Origin of the sequence: Parapedobacter tibetensis, assembly GCF_024704835.1 — a bacterium.
Lineage (GTDB): Bacteria > Bacteroidota > Bacteroidia > Sphingobacteriales > Sphingobacteriaceae > Parapedobacter > Parapedobacter tibetensis.
In genome coordinates this window covers 150,773-165,619 of sequence record NZ_JAMXBE010000009.1, presented here as the reverse complement: position 1 = coordinate 165,619, position 14,847 = coordinate 150,773, and the positions used below count along the sequence as shown (strand labels likewise).

16 protein-coding genes and 2 pseudogenes are annotated in these 14,847 nt (G+C 47.4%); 14 read left to right on the top strand and 4 right to left on the bottom strand.

All coding sequences use genetic code 11. The features are described 5' to 3' along the window. Positions 1 to 250: 250 nt before the first annotated feature. A complete protein-coding gene (locus NF543_RS15680) occupies positions 251 to 916 on the bottom strand; it encodes an ATP-binding cassette domain-containing protein (protein WP_257668834.1) in 666 nt (221 codons plus the stop codon). A 683-nt stretch (positions 917 to 1,599) separates the two neighbouring features. Continuing rightward, positions 1,600 to 4,089 (bottom strand): annotated as a pseudogene (locus NF543_RS15675) (zinc-dependent metalloprotease). Positions 4,090 to 4,344: 255 nt separating this feature from the next. Here NF543_RS15675 and NF543_RS15670 point away from each other — a divergent pair. The 7 genes and pseudogenes from NF543_RS15670 to NF543_RS15645 all read left to right on the top strand — a co-directional run bounded on the left by NF543_RS15670 (position 4,345) and on the right by NF543_RS15645 (position 6,624). Further along, positions 4,345 to 4,578, top strand: a complete 234-nt coding sequence (locus NF543_RS15670; RefSeq protein WP_257668835.1) for an alpha/beta fold hydrolase — start codon at positions 4,345 to 4,347, stop codon at positions 4,576 to 4,578. Positions 4,579 to 4,637: 59 nt separating this feature from the next. Next, a pseudogene (locus NF543_RS25560) lies at positions 4,638 to 4,844 on the top strand (transposase); the annotation flags it as partial. Next, entirely contained in the window at positions 4,822 to 4,989 is a 168-nt protein-coding gene (locus NF543_RS15665; RefSeq protein ID WP_257668836.1) for a hypothetical protein, read from the top strand. The pseudogene NF543_RS25560 and the gene NF543_RS15665, both read left to right, overlap by 23 nt. A gap of 2 nt (positions 4,990 to 4,991) precedes the next feature. After that, complete coding sequence (locus NF543_RS15660; RefSeq protein ID WP_257668837.1) at positions 4,992 to 5,435, top strand: hypothetical protein; 444 nt, start codon at positions 4,992 to 4,994, stop codon at positions 5,433 to 5,435. Between the two features lie 154 nt (positions 5,436 to 5,589). Continuing rightward, entirely contained in the window at positions 5,590 to 5,952 is a 363-nt protein-coding gene (locus NF543_RS15655) for a hypothetical protein (RefSeq protein ID WP_257668838.1), read from the top strand. Positions 5,953 to 6,139: 187 nt separating this feature from the next. Then, positions 6,140 to 6,280 carry a hypothetical protein gene (locus NF543_RS15650; protein WP_257668839.1) on the top strand — a complete coding sequence of 47 codons (141 nt, stop codon included), beginning with the start codon at positions 6,140 to 6,142 and terminating at the stop codon, positions 6,278 to 6,280. 5 nt (positions 6,281 to 6,285) lie between these two features. Then, a complete protein-coding gene (locus tag NF543_RS15645; protein ID WP_257668840.1) occupies positions 6,286 to 6,624 on the top strand; it encodes a hypothetical protein in 339 nt (112 codons plus the stop codon). Positions 6,625 to 6,838: 214 nt separating this feature from the next. Here the strand turns inward: NF543_RS15645 and NF543_RS15640 are convergent, their stop codons facing one another. Beyond that, a complete protein-coding gene (locus NF543_RS15640; RefSeq protein ID WP_257668841.1) occupies positions 6,839 to 7,387 on the bottom strand; it encodes a DinB family protein in 549 nt (182 codons plus the stop codon). A 201-nt stretch (positions 7,388 to 7,588) separates the two neighbouring features. Here NF543_RS15640 and NF543_RS15635 point away from each other — a divergent pair, with 201 nt between their 5' ends. The 4 genes from NF543_RS15635 to NF543_RS15620 are packed head-to-tail and all read left to right on the top strand — an operon-like array spanning position 7,589 to position 9,979. Continuing rightward, positions 7,589 to 7,897, top strand: a complete 309-nt coding sequence (locus NF543_RS15635) for a hypothetical protein (RefSeq protein WP_257668842.1) — start codon at positions 7,589 to 7,591, stop codon at positions 7,895 to 7,897. 12 nt (positions 7,898 to 7,909) lie between these two features. After that, a complete protein-coding gene (locus NF543_RS15630) occupies positions 7,910 to 8,890 on the top strand; it encodes a hypothetical protein (protein WP_257668843.1) in 981 nt (326 codons plus the stop codon). A 25-nt stretch (positions 8,891 to 8,915) separates the two neighbouring features. Continuing rightward, a complete protein-coding gene (locus NF543_RS15625; RefSeq protein ID WP_257668844.1) occupies positions 8,916 to 9,230 on the top strand; it encodes a hypothetical protein in 315 nt (104 codons plus the stop codon). 32 nt (positions 9,231 to 9,262) lie between these two features. Continuing rightward, positions 9,263 to 9,979: a hypothetical protein gene (locus tag NF543_RS15620; protein ID WP_257668845.1), complete on the top strand. Its 717-nt coding sequence runs from the start codon at positions 9,263 to 9,265 to the stop codon at positions 9,977 to 9,979. A 146-nt stretch (positions 9,980 to 10,125) separates the two neighbouring features. On the opposite strand, the gene NF543_RS15615 is transcribed toward NF543_RS15620, so the two are convergent. Continuing rightward, positions 10,126 to 10,560, bottom strand: a complete 435-nt coding sequence (locus NF543_RS15615; protein WP_257668846.1) for a hypothetical protein — start codon at positions 10,558 to 10,560, stop codon at positions 10,126 to 10,128. 250 nt (positions 10,561 to 10,810) lie between these two features. Here NF543_RS15615 and NF543_RS15610 point away from each other — a divergent pair, with 250 nt between their 5' ends. Genes NF543_RS15610 through NF543_RS15600 form a run of 3 tightly spaced genes read left to right on the top strand, consistent with a single transcriptional unit; the run spans position 10,811 to position 14,701 of the window. Continuing rightward, the gene (locus NF543_RS15610; protein ID WP_257668847.1) at positions 10,811 to 12,313 is read left to right on the top strand and encodes a toxin-antitoxin system YwqK family antitoxin; all 1,503 of its coding nucleotides are present in this window, start codon (positions 10,811 to 10,813) and stop codon (positions 12,311 to 12,313) included. Continuing rightward, the gene (locus tag NF543_RS15605; RefSeq protein ID WP_257668848.1) at positions 12,291 to 13,982 is read left to right on the top strand and encodes a hypothetical protein; all 1,692 of its coding nucleotides are present in this window, start codon (positions 12,291 to 12,293) and stop codon (positions 13,980 to 13,982) included. Before NF543_RS15610 ends, NF543_RS15605 begins: the two co-directional genes overlap by 23 nt. Beyond that, positions 13,979 to 14,701 (top strand): hypothetical protein, encoded by a 723-nt coding sequence (locus NF543_RS15600; protein WP_257668849.1) that lies wholly within the window; start codon positions 13,979 to 13,981, stop codon positions 14,699 to 14,701. The genes NF543_RS15605 and NF543_RS15600 overlap by 4 nt, the downstream gene beginning before the upstream one ends. The last annotated feature ends 146 nt before the right edge of the window (positions 14,702 to 14,847 follow it).

Genomic DNA, 14,847 nt, shown 5'->3' with positions numbered 1-14,847 from the left:
ATGTTAATGAATACGGGCCGTATAAAAATAAAGGCAGTGAGGTTCATTTAACAGATGGCTGATATGCTAAGCTTTCGCCTTTAGCTTCACCCTTAGGAAACACAATAAGTGTTAAAAATGCAATCACGGCAAGAAAAGCACTCTTGTTTGCTGAATTTAAACTACACGTAATTAAGGCGTTATTTATTTAAAATTGTATTGATAGTTGAGATCCTTGTATACCACAAAGCTATAAATTTCTTTGAATAATTCATAGTACATCAGGAACATATCCATGTGTAATCAAATCTTCTTCCTTTTGAATTTGATAGTTGCTTCCATTATGGATTAATACTATTCGATCACTTATGCCCAATATGTCTCTGTAACTATGGTCCGTTATTATGATCCCTTTTTTTGCTTTAAACTTATCTATTTCGTCAATAAATAGGAGTTTGAGCATCGGTTCGAGATGAAGAAATGGCTCATCGAGCAAAACAAACGGAGGATCTCCGTAAAGGATGATGAGTCCCTCTATTAATCTTGCCAAACCACCGGACAAATCCCCCATCTTATCGTTTAGATGCCTTTTTACATGCTCATTTTGAAGCAAATCATCCCTATAGACAGTGGTCAACATGTTGACTGCAAAACCAACCTTAGAACTTGATGGCAACAAACGCTTTTGCGGAAGGTAACCGACTTGACCCGTCAAAAAGGCTTTTTTTACGATCTTGCCATTGATGGTGAGGTGCTTGAATTGTCCTTTTTCAATGCCAAATATCATTTTCAGTAATACTGATTTTCCCGAACCGTTCCTTCCCAAAACGCCGACAATTTCCCCAAGTCCGCAGTTTAAAAAAACAGCATTCAAGACGTTTCTATTCCCAAATCTACACTGCGCACTATCGATGATTAATTCACTAGGACTGTCCATATGGAGATAATTGCGAGAAAGACGATAAAGTCAACTAAAAAAATGAAGGAGAATAGTTTTCTGTACGGCAATTGAAGATTGTAGAACAGGGCCTTCCGATGGTTCTCATAAAACACAAATTCTAAAACGACCGACAACACATAACCCAGTAGTTTTAAGGACAAAATAAAGGGGATTAAGACAAACATATTTGCCGATAATTGTCGATTCGTATATAGGGTCATAAAAACAGATAGGGCGATATTGAGAAAAATTATTGTTTTAAAGTATTTCCAATATACAATTAATAACTTGGTGTTATCCTTATTTCGGAGATTCATTGGGTCTGTAAATGAACTATGCCAAAGGCTGATTGCCAGCCTCACGAGGCCGGCAATCAGCCTTTGCATCTATCGCAAATATAACACCATTCTCCCAGGAAGCCAAAACACTGAAGAATAAAGACAAGGAATGGGAATAAATCGCGAATTATAACTACGGTCAAATGGGTGACAAGCAGGGTGGCCATGGCTTGAGAAGTATGGGGCAACGTGCGGCCAGAATGAACGGCTAGCTGGTGTGTACGGCTGAAGATGGCGTATTCCACCTTACGCTGGTTATTCTGTAGGACAATGGTTAACTGAAAAATCCCCGGCTGTACATGACCGGGGATTTTTGATGATTCAATTAGAAGGTTCGGTCATCTACGAAGTTGAATGTGTGTTGATGACCGTATCGATTTCGCGCAGCAAATAGTGGTAATGTGCTTTGGTCACGGCATCTTTCGTACGTGGGATGGCGCGTTTGAGTTCGCGGTGCAGCGTAAGCAAGTCTGCCAGTGCCAAAGAACGTACATCCGTGTTCGAAGTATACCCACTGGCCAAGCCAGCCATCAGGCTTTGGAGATCACCGCCGCTATTTTTGGGATTATACAGGGCAATCATATTCGACACATACGTTTTTTGGAGATGTCTGCGATAGGTATCTATCGCCTCCCGGCTGCCCAGCTCTTTCCAGACCATGCGGTGAATATCTGCCAAATATTCCTCCGGTCGGTAGGGGTCTTGATTGGGGTAGCGCTCCGCAATGAACATCATCCGGCTGAACCGGCTACCACCCAGCAGGGTGAGCAAAGTCCCCTCTACCTCCTGGTTCACCGCATGCTTAGCCTTTGGCGATGCAACCTTGTTCAGAATATCCGTATCGATGAGCCATGTCGGTTCATGAAAAAGGTGGGTGTCTAAAAATTCAAGCGCTTCCTTTTGCTGCACTTTGGCTACGGATCCATACACATCCCCTCCTTCTGCAGTGGTTTGGGGCGATATATAAACGCCGCCGATACTTTTCAACACATGATTGATGTACCGGTTGTATTGGCTGACGGCTGCGTTGTACACTTCATCGAGGTTTTCATAGGTATCCCAGCTATCCCCTTTTGACCATTCGACCAGTTCAGGCACAATCCGTTTTAGGTTTTCAATGCCATAGGCACTTGCCTGTACCGCATTGTCGCCCAGGTCTTCGGTTTGCGACCGGGGGTCAAAATCCCGGCCTTCCCCGCCAAACCAGAGCCGGGGATTAGCCGCCACGCTATCCGTAACCAATTTACTCAGGTATGCCCGCTCCTCATCGGCATTCATCTCCTGCGGTAATCGGCTGTATCCCCATTGGATGGCCCATTTGTCGTAATCATTGATCCGGGGCATAAGATTCTCCGGGTTTACGCCATCTTCCGGTTAGGCCACATAATTAAACCGCGCATAATCCATGATGGAGCTGGTATGCCCGTAACGTTTGAGCCACTCCGGATCGCGCAATTTTTCTACAGGGGTAGCATGGCTGGCGCCCATGTTGTGGCGGAGCCCCAACGTATGTCCTACCTCGTGCGAAGAGACGAAGCGGATCAGCTGCCCCATCAGTTCGTTACTAAACGTCAACCGCCGTGCCCTTGGGTCTATAGCCCCAGCCTGGATCATATACCAATTGCGCAAGAGGTTCATCACGTTGTGATACCATCCGATGTGGCTTTCCAAAATCTCTCCGCTACGCGGATCGGCCACATTCGGTCCGTAGGCATTGGGTATAGGCGATGCATAATACCGGATCACCGAAAAGCGGGCATCTTCCAGACTCATGGTCGAGTCATTCTCCGGCCATTCCTTTCCAACTATGGCATTTTTAAATCCGGCTTGCTCAAATGCACCTTGCCAGTCATTGATGCCCTCAATCAAATAGGGGCGCCATTTCTTCGGTGTAGCCGGGTCGATATAAAAGACAATCGGTTTGGTTGGCTCCACCAGCTCGCCCCGTTTCCATTTTTCCAGATCTTCCGCCTTCGGTTCCAATCGCCAGCGGTGGATGACTGTCTGCCGGTTTACCCGTTGTTGGTCATCGCCATATTCATAATACGAGCTTGCAAAATATCCAACCCGTGGGTCGAAATACCGCTTTTCCATCGGCTCTTCCGGCAATAAGATGATCGAATTGTTGATCTCTAGCGTTACCACACCAGCCAGCGCCGCCGCCGCGAGGCTACTGCCGCCACTATCGCCTGTTTTGGCCTTGTAGGTCTTCACGGTCTTGATTTCCGTGTTGATCGGGTAGGTCGCTATGTTTTTAATATACGATTTATCCTTCTCCAATGCGGTCAGTTTCAGGCTTTCCTTCTGGCTGGCACTGAGCGAAAATAGCGGGTTATCACCATTGATGAAATCCGTCACATCGATGACGGATCCTTGTTTATCCTCACTAAGCGCTTTGATATCAAAAGCAGCAACAATGGGTGTTACCGTTGAGCTGCTTACCGCTTTCGCGATGGCATCATCTTCACTTGCCCTATTGATCAGGGTTTGGATGCGGAGTAAGATTTTGTCGCTCGGCGCCTTTTCCCACGTGATGGTTTTCTCCCCGATTTGCTCCCCTCCATATTTCATCGCCCCGTCCGGGGTTTTGATAAACCGGGTTACCACCAACAATTCGCGGTCTAGTAAACTGTCTGGCAGCTCAAAATAATAGCGGTCTTTCACCAGATGTACGCCAAAAAGCCCCTGTTGGGATACCGCGCCTTTGGTAATCACTTTGTTATAGGGTTTCGGCTTTTTCCCCTCATCGTCTTCCTTTTCTTCGTCAGCTTTCTTGGCCGTGGAATCTGTGGTATCCGTTTGCGCGATGGCTAGGCGGTGTGTCAAGTTCATTTCAGTTACCGAGCCGTGGCCGATGAACGGAGCGAATGCAATTAAAAAAATCAAGGATTTGACAGCGATCGTTTGTTTCATCAACGTGTTTTTTTTCATGTTCTGGTGTGCAAGTTATCAATTATTGATATTTTTTTGTCTTTAGCGGCATCAATGAGACCGCTCCGCTAAGTTATTGATGATTTAATTGGATGTCTGGATTGAACTCCTGGACTTTCAAAGGGATTTCTTACTTTGCTGGAAAATGCCCTCACTTTGGCAGGCTGGAAAAAAGATTTATATATAGGGGATAAATTACACCAATTGGAAATTCCGGTAAGGTTTATTTGGGGAGACAAAGATGCGTTTGAAAAGCCTGAAACGGGTAGGCTTAAGACTTTAGCAATCCAGGACTGTAAATTTGAAGTAGTGGAAAATGCCGGGCATTGCCCTTGGCTTGACCAACCGGAAGTATGTACTTCTTTGATAAGCACAATGCTTGAGGATTAAATTTCTGAAATAAATAAATAAGGTTACCCATTTAAGTCACAAATAGTGGGAAGAACCTCGCGATGCTGCATATACAGATCCGGAACTTCAAGAGCTGGCTCCGGGGAGTGCATTCATACTGCAACAGGAAATACCTCCAACGCTACATTGACGAGTATTTCTTCCGATTCAACAGAAGGAATCATAGGGAAACGATACTCGACAAAATCATCGAGCGGTGCGTCAATCACCTGCCAGCGACCTATGGACGGCTTTGTAGCGGTTAGTTATGACGAAGATAAACCATACGCCGTCCTTGATGAAAACAATCGGGAGATTTCACTGTTTAAATATTATTCTTTCCATACTGAAGTACTTGATGGTGACCGGGAAGTGACGGTGTTAGCCGAAGAAATATCTTTTAATCAATAAATATGAAGAAGATAATAATGAGTGTTTTGGCTATCGGTTTGTTAACCATAACGGCGTGTAACCATACACAAAAAGCTGTGCCCCACACTGTAGCGAGTGGGTACTTTGTGAAGAACACCTATCAAGATGGTCAATTGAAAAATCCGAAAATTACCACGCGAGAAACGTTTGAAGCGTACTTCGGTATGGCCGCTACGATGGATGGGAATGGAATGCCTACACCGATCGATTTTGATGCCCAATATGTGATCGCGGTCATCGGACCTGAATCGGACCGTATCCCCGAATTGGAAGTGGTAAGCCTTACCCAAGAAAGCGATTCCATTACGCTGGAGTATCGCCTTAATGAAAAACAGGAGCCTGCTTCGTTTACCTCCAAGCCCGTGCTGCTATTGGTTGTTGATAAAACGCACGAAGGCGAGGTTATGATTGAACAGGTGGAGTAAAATACAAGGATGTACACGCCAAAATGCTACATCCGCTTGCGGATCCGTTTCTATTAGACTAAACCATATATGCCTGGATTTTTTATAACCAATATCATTCGTTTATATAACAGTTTCTACCGGATATAAATTAGATCGCTGGCTATACAAAAAAATGCCAGCGGGCCAATTCAGGCCTTGTGTCTATCCTCGGGGTTCCGATGAGCGCATCAGGCTGTTCCCCTCCTTTTTAAGGCCCAACATGAACGATGGGATTGCCGGAAGGATGGAGCTGTTTACGTTTTCTGCCACGAAAGGGCAGTATAGCCTAAAATTAGCCGCGGGATCGAGTATATCAACGGTAGAGGAAGCGATCACGGGATGGTTGGCCGGTAGACCGGGTGATAACAATCTATACTGCATCCAGGTCCGGGCAAGCCAACCTTTTTATGCGCTTCCCATCGGCATCATCCTGATGCTAATTGCTGTGGGCTGCATGGTTGGGGGGGCGGTTGCCGGGATATTGATACTTCGTTAGAAATCGATGACGAGTTGTCGCATTATGTTTTTGAGCAAGGCACGCCTGTAGCCATTGGGGTTAGTATCCAGCACCATCGCTCTAACGGAAAGACTGCATGCCGATGGGGTATTTCCTGGTCGTGCACCCATTTGGAGGCAATGCCCAAATTCCGTTACTTTGCGGCAGTTAATACAATATTGAAGCCGTGCTTACACTATCAAATTTTGAAGAACACGTTTCGGCTGTTATCCTGCAACGTGGAAAACGGTACTTTGGCGATGGATATGTATTCGAACTAGAAGAAATGGACGACGGTGCCTGGAGCGCGGGGAGTCGAAGGGTCTGATGTCTATGAAGCCAGAACATCCACCGCTCCTACGTGATTTGGCGGCCATTTTCATACTGGAACAATATTGGGAAAGGCTCTTGCCATTGGTGCAGCAGGAAAATAAGCTAGGTACGACGCTGGAGTGCCACGACCAGCTTGCCAAGCGGTTCCCCCAGGAAATGCTTGATCTTTACCTGCCCCAGCTTGAAGCTTATGGTTTGGCCACCAGCAACCGAAGCGAATATACCGATTTGGTGCGCACAATGAAACAGGTAATAAAGACCATTCCGGAGGGTAGGGACGATGTGCTAGCTGTTGCCCGCCGCCCGGCCATGCTCGAAGAGTTGGGCAAGTTGGTGTGAACTATAAACACGAATACTAACCCACATGCTACGGATATGAATCCTGGGTTCCGTCTAATATTGCTGAATCCATTTGACGGATTAACCGTGGAAAACGAAAAGGCATTTCCGGCTTTTTCGCTGGAATTGAAGGACCGCAAGGGGAATACGATTCTTTCCAACCCCAATGTGTTAAGTGCCTATGAAGATACAGGAGCCAACGTCAATTATAACCTTACCAACCTACATACTTCGGCGGTTCGATGCCTTTCAGCCTTAGGTAGACGATGAGTTGGCCCAAATGATGGGTTTGGTGGGCATGCAGCAACTCGCGGATCTGCCGTTTGGTCATCGGTCCGGCAAAAAAGGATACCTTTTCGTCCAGTTCTTGTTCGGATAGGCGCTGGTGCGCCCGCGATCCCACATCAAACGCATCGCCCAATATCTGGACGATGGTAGCTTTGCCATCGAGGATCATGTCCGATTCGTCCGGCTGTTCATCCGGCAATAGATAGCTATATGACAGCTTTTCGATATTCCTGGCCATGTGTGTGAGCTGACTTTGGAAGGTCATTTGTTCCGGCGTGGGCTTGAATGTATAAAACTCCGCCGGCATCACTTCGGCAATTTCCAGGGCGTAAGCCTTCAAGTTCTGCCATTTGGTTTCCAATTCTGTTGCGGCAGCATCGCTTTGCTGTGCAAAACTTTTGGAAGACAGTAGGGGGGAGATCAATAACAAAAGAAGTACCGTGTATTTTGACATGATTTCGTGGTGTTTATTCATTTTTTTGTCAAAGGTAATAAATCCGATGCACCGTCTGCCCATAACACTTCCTAACGTACTGCCTGCGGATAATGAAATTTCCTAGACTATCCGCTGAATCCGCTTGGCTATGAAGGTAAGCCATAGTAGATTTGGGGATACAATCAGATACGTTTACGTTTACAAGCGGACACGGAAGCAGCAGAAACATACAACGTGGAAATGAACAGGGAAGAAAAACTTGAACTAGTGAGGGAACTGAATAGCCCGGGGGGTAAGGTACATGTGTTCGAATCGGACGGGACATTGTACCGGATGAAAATCCTCTTCCGGGGTGAAGCGCTGTTCTTTTCCATGGATGGCCAATCGCTGCTGTTCGAAGACTTTTCGGCCCGAAAGGCGGTCGTACGGGTGGGGGATATGGAGCATTGGCTGGAGGGAGGGCGCATTGCCGACAAAAGCGGGGTAGTGATGAAGATCAGGGAACTTTATTATTTGTACTATAGGGACATGTTACAGGTGATTATTTAACGTATTATAGCTATGCGGATATTAATACTGATGATTTTGATGATCATCACAGATTGTAATATAGGTTTTGGCCAGGAATACACCAAGCTCCTGCGTGAAGAGGTAATGGTAACAATGGACAGTTGTTTGGATATACGCTGTTTGGATATACGCCGTTCGGATAGTTCGTTGCTGGCCGCCGGCAAATATGACGTTGAGCTGGATGTGTCTATCCGAATGCGTCTGGAGATCGGACAATCGGGTATTCCTCATGGTCTGATGGAAATCCATCGGACCATGTACATCACCACTGTGCAGGTGGACGATGGCTGTTATGATGGGGAAGCAGTGGAACGTACAGATGAGGGAAAAGTGGTTGCCCGGTTTGGTTATGACCGGGGGCAGCTGTTGTATACCAAGTTTTATGACGACGATGGGAATGTGGTAATGAAGACCGATTTTGTAAACCTCACGCAGTTCGTGCGCTCAAGGGACTGTATGAACGGATGGATCAGGGAGCGGACGGTTTACCTGGATGAAGCCTCGTTCCCCAATTTTTCGGAAGCCAAACCCTATGACAATGAAGTAATCAACGAATACGATACCGAAGGGATACTCCGCGTGGAGGACGACGGGATAAAAAAGGCTAAAAAAACCTATAATGAGCAAGGCATGCTGGAAACGCACCGGTATGAAAAGCGGATTTCGTCGACCGAACGGGAAGTCATCACCAAGCGATTCAGTGAAAAAGGACGCTTTTACCACGAAGTGACGGTGTTTTACGTGATGGAACCAGAAGTTGCGGGCGATACCGTGTCGCATTACAACGGTTCGGTGGAACGCTACCTACATCAAAATGGGAAGGTCGATTATGAATTATGGACGAAAGATGGTTACAACGATCCGAAGCCGCACCAGCTGATACATCGCACCTACACTCCGGACGGGAAGCTGATCAAAGAAGAAAAGGAAGAGCTGGTGGTGGAGAGCGTCATGCCTGCTTCGGGCAATTAAGGGTTTCAAAAGAAACGGATTTGGGATGAAGCTGTTCGCATATTTCCTACGGTATATCGGCATGACGGTATTGGTTCTTTTTCTGCTGGTGACCCTACAGGATATGTGGCGTGCTTGTCAGGATCCGGAAGCTTACCCTTTTGGAATAGCATGGCTACCGTGGTATTACAGAAGCCAGTCGTTCTATATTTATTACCATATAGGAATTGCTGGTTGGCTCGGCATCGGAATGATGCTGTCTGCTAGGCAAATGGTGAGGCACCGTAGACCACTAACCTTAATCTGCTATTGGATCTGTACATCGACTTATCTTGTTTGGCAATATTTAATGGTATATTAAACGTTAATACAGTGATCTTATAGCAAGCTAACATGTCGAAAAAATTGGTGGTATTATTGATGGCGATACTCACGCATTACGATGGGTTCACGCAACACATCCCCGATCGATCCGGGCATCCGGACGACTTTATCCCAGAGGGATGGAAGATCCTTCTGGATGAACGGGGCGACCTGAATCATGACGGAATGGACGACCTCGTCCTGGTGATCGAAGACACCAACCCCGAAAATTTCAAACCGAATGACGGATTGGACGTCGATACCCTGAACCTGAATCCGAGGATGTTGCTGGTACTGTTAAAAACGGACACTGGCTACACACTCGGCGGGAAAAATACCATAGGTTTCATCCCTTCCCAAAACACGGAAGACAGTCCCTGCTTAGCTGATCCGCTGATGGAAAGCGGCGGTATCGAAATCAGCAATGGGAGCCTGAAAATCTTCTTCAACTATTGGTTGAGCTGCGGGTCTTATTACGTAAACCAAGCCGGTTATACCTTCAGGTACCAGAAGAGCCGTTTCGAATTGATCGGTTTTGATCACAACGAATACCACCGCGCATCGGGAGATGAACACGGTATCAGCATCAATTTCTCCACCGGCAGGAAAAGCGAAACCTCGGGAGGTAACCTGTTTGATGAAGCCGAAAACAACCCGGAAACCGTGTGGAGTGAAATTCGCGTCGATCCATTTTATATCTTGGAGAATTGCAGTGCCGAGACGTATTTTGAACTGCTTGAGCTATAATTAGATTACTTTATCAAAAGATGATTTCTGTGCAGAAAGTAGGTGGAAAACTGATGTTCTTGCTAACGGTTGCGCTTAGCAGTTGCCGGATAACCCATACCCCCGCAGTATTACAACAGGACAGGCACGGGATAGAGAACTGGTGGTTAGTGCTGGGGTTGCTTTTGGTTGTCGGTATCGTCGAGTTTTGGGCGAAGATACTGAAATAAGGGCAGGCTCAAGAGCGCACTTGCCAAGATATATGGAAACGCATGCCCGAACGTTCCAGCCAATTCTTCCCGAAATGTAAACGTACTCCACGATGCTACCCGGGAAACGTACACGGAATAATCAACAAAAGAACAAACCGCTGCAAAACACACGAGCGAAAATACCAGGCGGCTACGCGTTTCTATTTTGCGGACCAGCAAGACAACCAGCGGAATACAAATGATGCAGACGCTCAGTACTAACACCTCGCGCAACAACGAGCAATTCCAACAGGTCGAAGATGGTTCTTCGCTCATCGGGAGCATGCTGAGGTAGGCCTGCACCACGCAAAGGATATAACAGCCGGAAGTTAGTAAGAAGGTTTTTTTCATTTATTGTCTTGTTACATGTGCTTTCCTGTGCTAAAATGTCATTGATGAGTCGGTAAATAAATGTAGAAGCTTTATTTTATCAGGTTTAGACGCAGTTTATATCCGTTAGGTTATACTTGATAAGCGTTTTTCGCTTGCACTGTCTCCAGGCAGTATTGTACACGCTTCCTAAACAAAAGGGTACGGATTTGAAATAGGGTTTATCGAAGTGCTCAGCGAATACCTATTTTAGCGGCGTTAGACGAACGTTATGAAGAAGCTATTGGTTTTGTTGCTGGGAATGGGGACGCTTGCCGGTGTGCCGAAGCCTGTTGCCGCCCAGGAGGTGATGTCGGCCTCGCTTGTTGATCACAAAAAGAACGGCGATAGCCTGTTGTATGTTCATGTGGGTACCGATCAACCCTTGTCCGGAGCTTATAAATTCATACAATCAGACGATGCATACGAGCTGGCCCACTTCAGCAAAGGTATGCTGGAGGGTTCATACAAAAAATACCGGTATGGAAAATGCGTGACCGAAGGGGTCTATAAAACCAGCCAGAAGGACAAAACCTGGCGGTATTACAGCATGCCCTATGACAGGAACGATGCCGTGTACCTGGAACGGGAGGAATACTACGAAGATGGGCTGCCGCAGGGCGAATGGGTACGCTACAAGACGAGTATGGCTACCGATTTCAAACCTGCTCCGATAGAAAAAGTCCGCTTTAATAAGGGGGGGGCGGAACTGCGCGAAACATACGACGAGCGTGGATGGTTGTCGTCTTCGTGCACGTACCGAAACAATGTAAAACATGGCATGTACCATGAATATTATCCCGATGGTAAGCCCATGGTGGACGTGGAATATCGGATGGGGCAGAAAGCTGGAACCACCACGGCCTACCATGCGAATGGGCAAGCCAGCAAAAAGGGGCAATACAACGAGGCAGGAGATGCCTTTGGGAAATGGGAGTCGTGGTTTGAGGATGGTACTCTGGCCGGATGGACACACTATAAGAATGGCACGCTATCGGGCGATTTCGAATCGTACCACCCGAATGGGAAGCTCCTGGAAAAAGGAACGTACAGCGATGAAGGAAACCGCGCCCACATCGGCCGTTACCAGCGCTTTTATGAAAACGGTCAGCAAGCCGAGGACATCCGGTACGACCAAACGGGCAGAAAGCAGGGGAAATCGACCAGTTGGTATGCCAATGGCAACACCAAGCGGGACGCAACTTATCGGAACAATGCGTTCATCGGGGAGGATAAGCGGCATTTCGAAAACGGACAGCTAGAAGAATTGACCACCTACAGCGAAAAGGAGTATGTGGTGGATGAATGGGGTGATGACAACGAATTTGCCAAATCGGGCCCTTATCGGCGCTATGATTCCGATGGTCAGCTGGTGGAAGAAGGGACGTACGATCACGACAAGAAACAAGGGGAGTGGAAGTCGTACACCCAAGGTAAACTGCGACGTGTACAGCAGTTTGAGGACGGGATGGAAGCGGGGAAGTATATACTGTATCATGACGGGCGCCTCCGGGAAGAGGGAGCCTTTAAGATCGTCACCGACGAATACGGCGGCCGTTACTCGAAAAAAGACGGGTTATGGGTGGAGTATTATTACGAAGCTGAATATCCAAGCGGATTGAAGAAATGGGAGATCCGTTGGAAGGATGGCATCAAACACGGCAAGTCGGTGCGCTATAATGCCGATGGAAAGGTTAGGTTTACAGAAGATTATGATCAAGGAAAAAGCAACTAATTCAGCGGAACCCGTTAATGGAATGATATACACGATGATGCGTTTTACCTATTTAATATTGGGAAGTATGACGGCCATGACGCTATCTTCCTGCTCGCAGGAGAACATCTTAGATACGGAATCCAAAAGTGCTTACGTGGCCAGCTTGCAAAAGCTGTCCGGCAGTGAACGCGAAAAACAGGCACAGGCGGATGCCAAACAGTTGGAACTGTTGGTCGATTCGGTTAAAACGATGACTTATTATTTCGGCTTCTCGCTCGATTTATCCAGCGGAAGCGGAGGCACTCCAACGGTGGATACCGCATCGGCCTTCCAATTGCAGGATAGGGATACCTTGAAGCACGATTTTCTGGCCCCGGATCGGCAATTGTCTTTGGTGCAGCAATATGCACTGCCCGAATCGGGCTTCGCTTTTGGTAGTGGGAATGAGGAGCGAGGTTTCCAATGGGTTAACGAGGAGGACATCCAATACCACATCAAGGAGATTTTTCATGGGGGCAAGGCGGTGGCGCCTACGGATCTGGCACTCCGGCGCGCCGATAGTGTACTTGTGGAAGCCACCTATAAGTTCCCGGTAAGGTTTGATACGTTGGTCATCGATATCAACCAGCGGGAGCCCGTGGTGTATAAAGGGGATACCGTTGATTTGGAGGAAGTGACTGCCCATAGTGTGGAGTTTGCTCTGCCGATTGATCTGGCAAATGCCATGATCGATAATCACGGTGTGATGGCAGACGGTACCTTGGTAGACAATAACAGTTATTCCGGGTTTCCGGTCATCGGTGTGCATCCCGATCGCCTGGCGGCCGTCAGTCAATTGCAATCCCTGTTGGCGTCTGCCGATGGTGAGACGGTAATGGAACAGCTCGATAATGTTTCGGATAGTACATTTGTTTGGCTGAATAAGCTGGTGGCGTTTCAGGAGACATTCAATGATCAGGGAAACGCGGATGTAGAGGATGTCGATGCCCAGATCGACGTGATGAAGGGGTGGACCGATACCTATGCCGACCTTTTGGGGGCTGTGTCCAAAACCTACCGCATCGCTTTTCCGCAGCCAGTGGAGCAGGTGTACCTGTATGTGGCCTCCGAATACGAGGAAGTCTCCCGCTCGTTTGTTGCCCGAAATAACCAACCTTCCGCTGGGTATCATGTATTCGTCGACCGGCCGAAGCAGCATTATGGCATCGCGGATAGTCTTGGCGGAATTATTATTCCGGTTGAATACACCAGCCTCAGGGAGGAAAGCGGCGGTTTCTTCGTGGAGCAAAAAGATGGAGTTTTGACGACGTATTCACTGAATACCGGCGAGAAGAAACTCGACCCCTTCCCGGAAGGGATACGCTTTTGGGCACCGCTCAACGAAACACTGGCGGTATTCAAGAATGAGGATGGATATGCCGGCCTGTTGGATAAGGAGAAAAGGGAAATCATCCCGTTTGCGTACGATGGGTTTGATGTGGAGGGGAATATCGTTATTGCCAACGCATCGTTGCGCGGGCGTACATACTTTCACTTTTACACCCTGGCCGGGAAGCGGATTGAGGTGCCGGAAAAAATCACCACATTCGAAGCCGGAGACGGAGGTGTTACTATCGGTACAAGGGATGACCGTAGCGGCAGGATAGATGGACAGGGAAACGTAACATTTAACACGGAAGGACGATGATGAAATATATATTATTCTTTATTGCTTTAGTCATGGTGTTGATTCAGGCTTGCGGGCAATCCCCCGAGTATGGCAAACAACCCTTGGTGCTGGATGATTTCAAATTTGATTTGGATATCGCTCATTTTTTCCGGGACGAACGTATATTCCGGTATACACACGATGACTTTTCCGTAAGCTCGGAAGAATACCGCCTGGATGACGACTCGCTCATGACAGGCTTCATCACCTATAGTACCCGGTCGATGTCAACCAGTCGCCCGCTGGCCAGCTACGCGGGTGTGCAGTTCGAGGATATAGGACTGGTGACCGATTGGGAAGACGAGCAGGTGTTGATGGTCTATGGCGGAACCAGCTATGGTGAAACTGAAGATATCCGAAAGGTAATCGATGGATTGAAATCCGAATTCAATAATCAAGCGATAATCGAAAAAGGTGGATTCATGCGCAACGAAACACTTTACATCCTTTTCAAGGGCGATCGCAAGGTGGCCAAATTGGCGGTAAACCTGCCGGATGTGGACACCTTGGTGCCGGATGATCTGGAGGACGGTTCGGATGCTGGACAGCCCTTGACGCCGGAAATCGCAGCAGCCATCGAAAACCAGCTCCGCGAGCGGGAGGAGATCACCTTTCATTTGTTTGTCAGTACGCCTGAAATGGATGAAGTGATGAAGGACCTTCGTGGTCGGTCGGGATTTTTGGTGGATTATCGGTGAGTGGGTTATCTTTCGCGATGATTTAGCTCAGGCATTATCGGCAAAATCGAAATGATACCGTACTTCAGCCCACCACCACTTATTTGCCAATAGTTGGTTTTCGGTTTACATTTAATCGCTACAAATAAAAAGTGATTCCCTACGAA

Coding starts and splice junctions, on each gene's coding strand:
- NF543_RS15680 (WP_257668834.1), bottom strand. CDS start 916: ATGGACAGTCCTAGTGAATTAATCATCGATAGTGCGCAGTGTAGATTT.
- NF543_RS15665 (WP_257668836.1), top strand. CDS start 4,822: ATGGACGGCTTTGTAGCGGTTAGTTATGACGAAGATAAACCATACGCC.
- NF543_RS15660 (WP_257668837.1), top strand. CDS start 4,992: ATGAAGAAGATAATAATGAGTGTTTTGGCTATCGGTTTGTTAACCATA.
- NF543_RS15655 (WP_257668838.1), top strand. CDS start 5,590: ATGCCAGCGGGCCAATTCAGGCCTTGTGTCTATCCTCGGGGTTCCGAT.
- NF543_RS15645 (WP_257668840.1), top strand. CDS start 6,286: ATGAAGCCAGAACATCCACCGCTCCTACGTGATTTGGCGGCCATTTTC.
- NF543_RS15640 (WP_257668841.1), bottom strand. CDS start 7,387: ATGAATAAACACCACGAAATCATGTCAAAATACACGGTACTTCTTTTG.
- NF543_RS15635 (WP_257668842.1), top strand. CDS start 7,589: ATGAACAGGGAAGAAAAACTTGAACTAGTGAGGGAACTGAATAGCCCG.
- NF543_RS15630 (WP_257668843.1), top strand. CDS start 7,910: ATGCGGATATTAATACTGATGATTTTGATGATCATCACAGATTGTAAT.
- NF543_RS15625 (WP_257668844.1), top strand. CDS start 8,916: ATGAAGCTGTTCGCATATTTCCTACGGTATATCGGCATGACGGTATTG.
- NF543_RS15620 (WP_257668845.1), top strand. CDS start 9,263: ATGTCGAAAAAATTGGTGGTATTATTGATGGCGATACTCACGCATTAC.
- NF543_RS15615 (WP_257668846.1), bottom strand. CDS start 10,560: ATGAAAAAAACCTTCTTACTAACTTCCGGCTGTTATATCCTTTGCGTG.
- NF543_RS15610 (WP_257668847.1), top strand. CDS start 10,811: ATGAAGAAGCTATTGGTTTTGTTGCTGGGAATGGGGACGCTTGCCGGT.
- NF543_RS15605 (WP_257668848.1), top strand. CDS start 12,291: ATGATCAAGGAAAAAGCAACTAATTCAGCGGAACCCGTTAATGGAATG.
- NF543_RS15600 (WP_257668849.1), top strand. CDS start 13,979: ATGATGAAATATATATTATTCTTTATTGCTTTAGTCATGGTGTTGATT.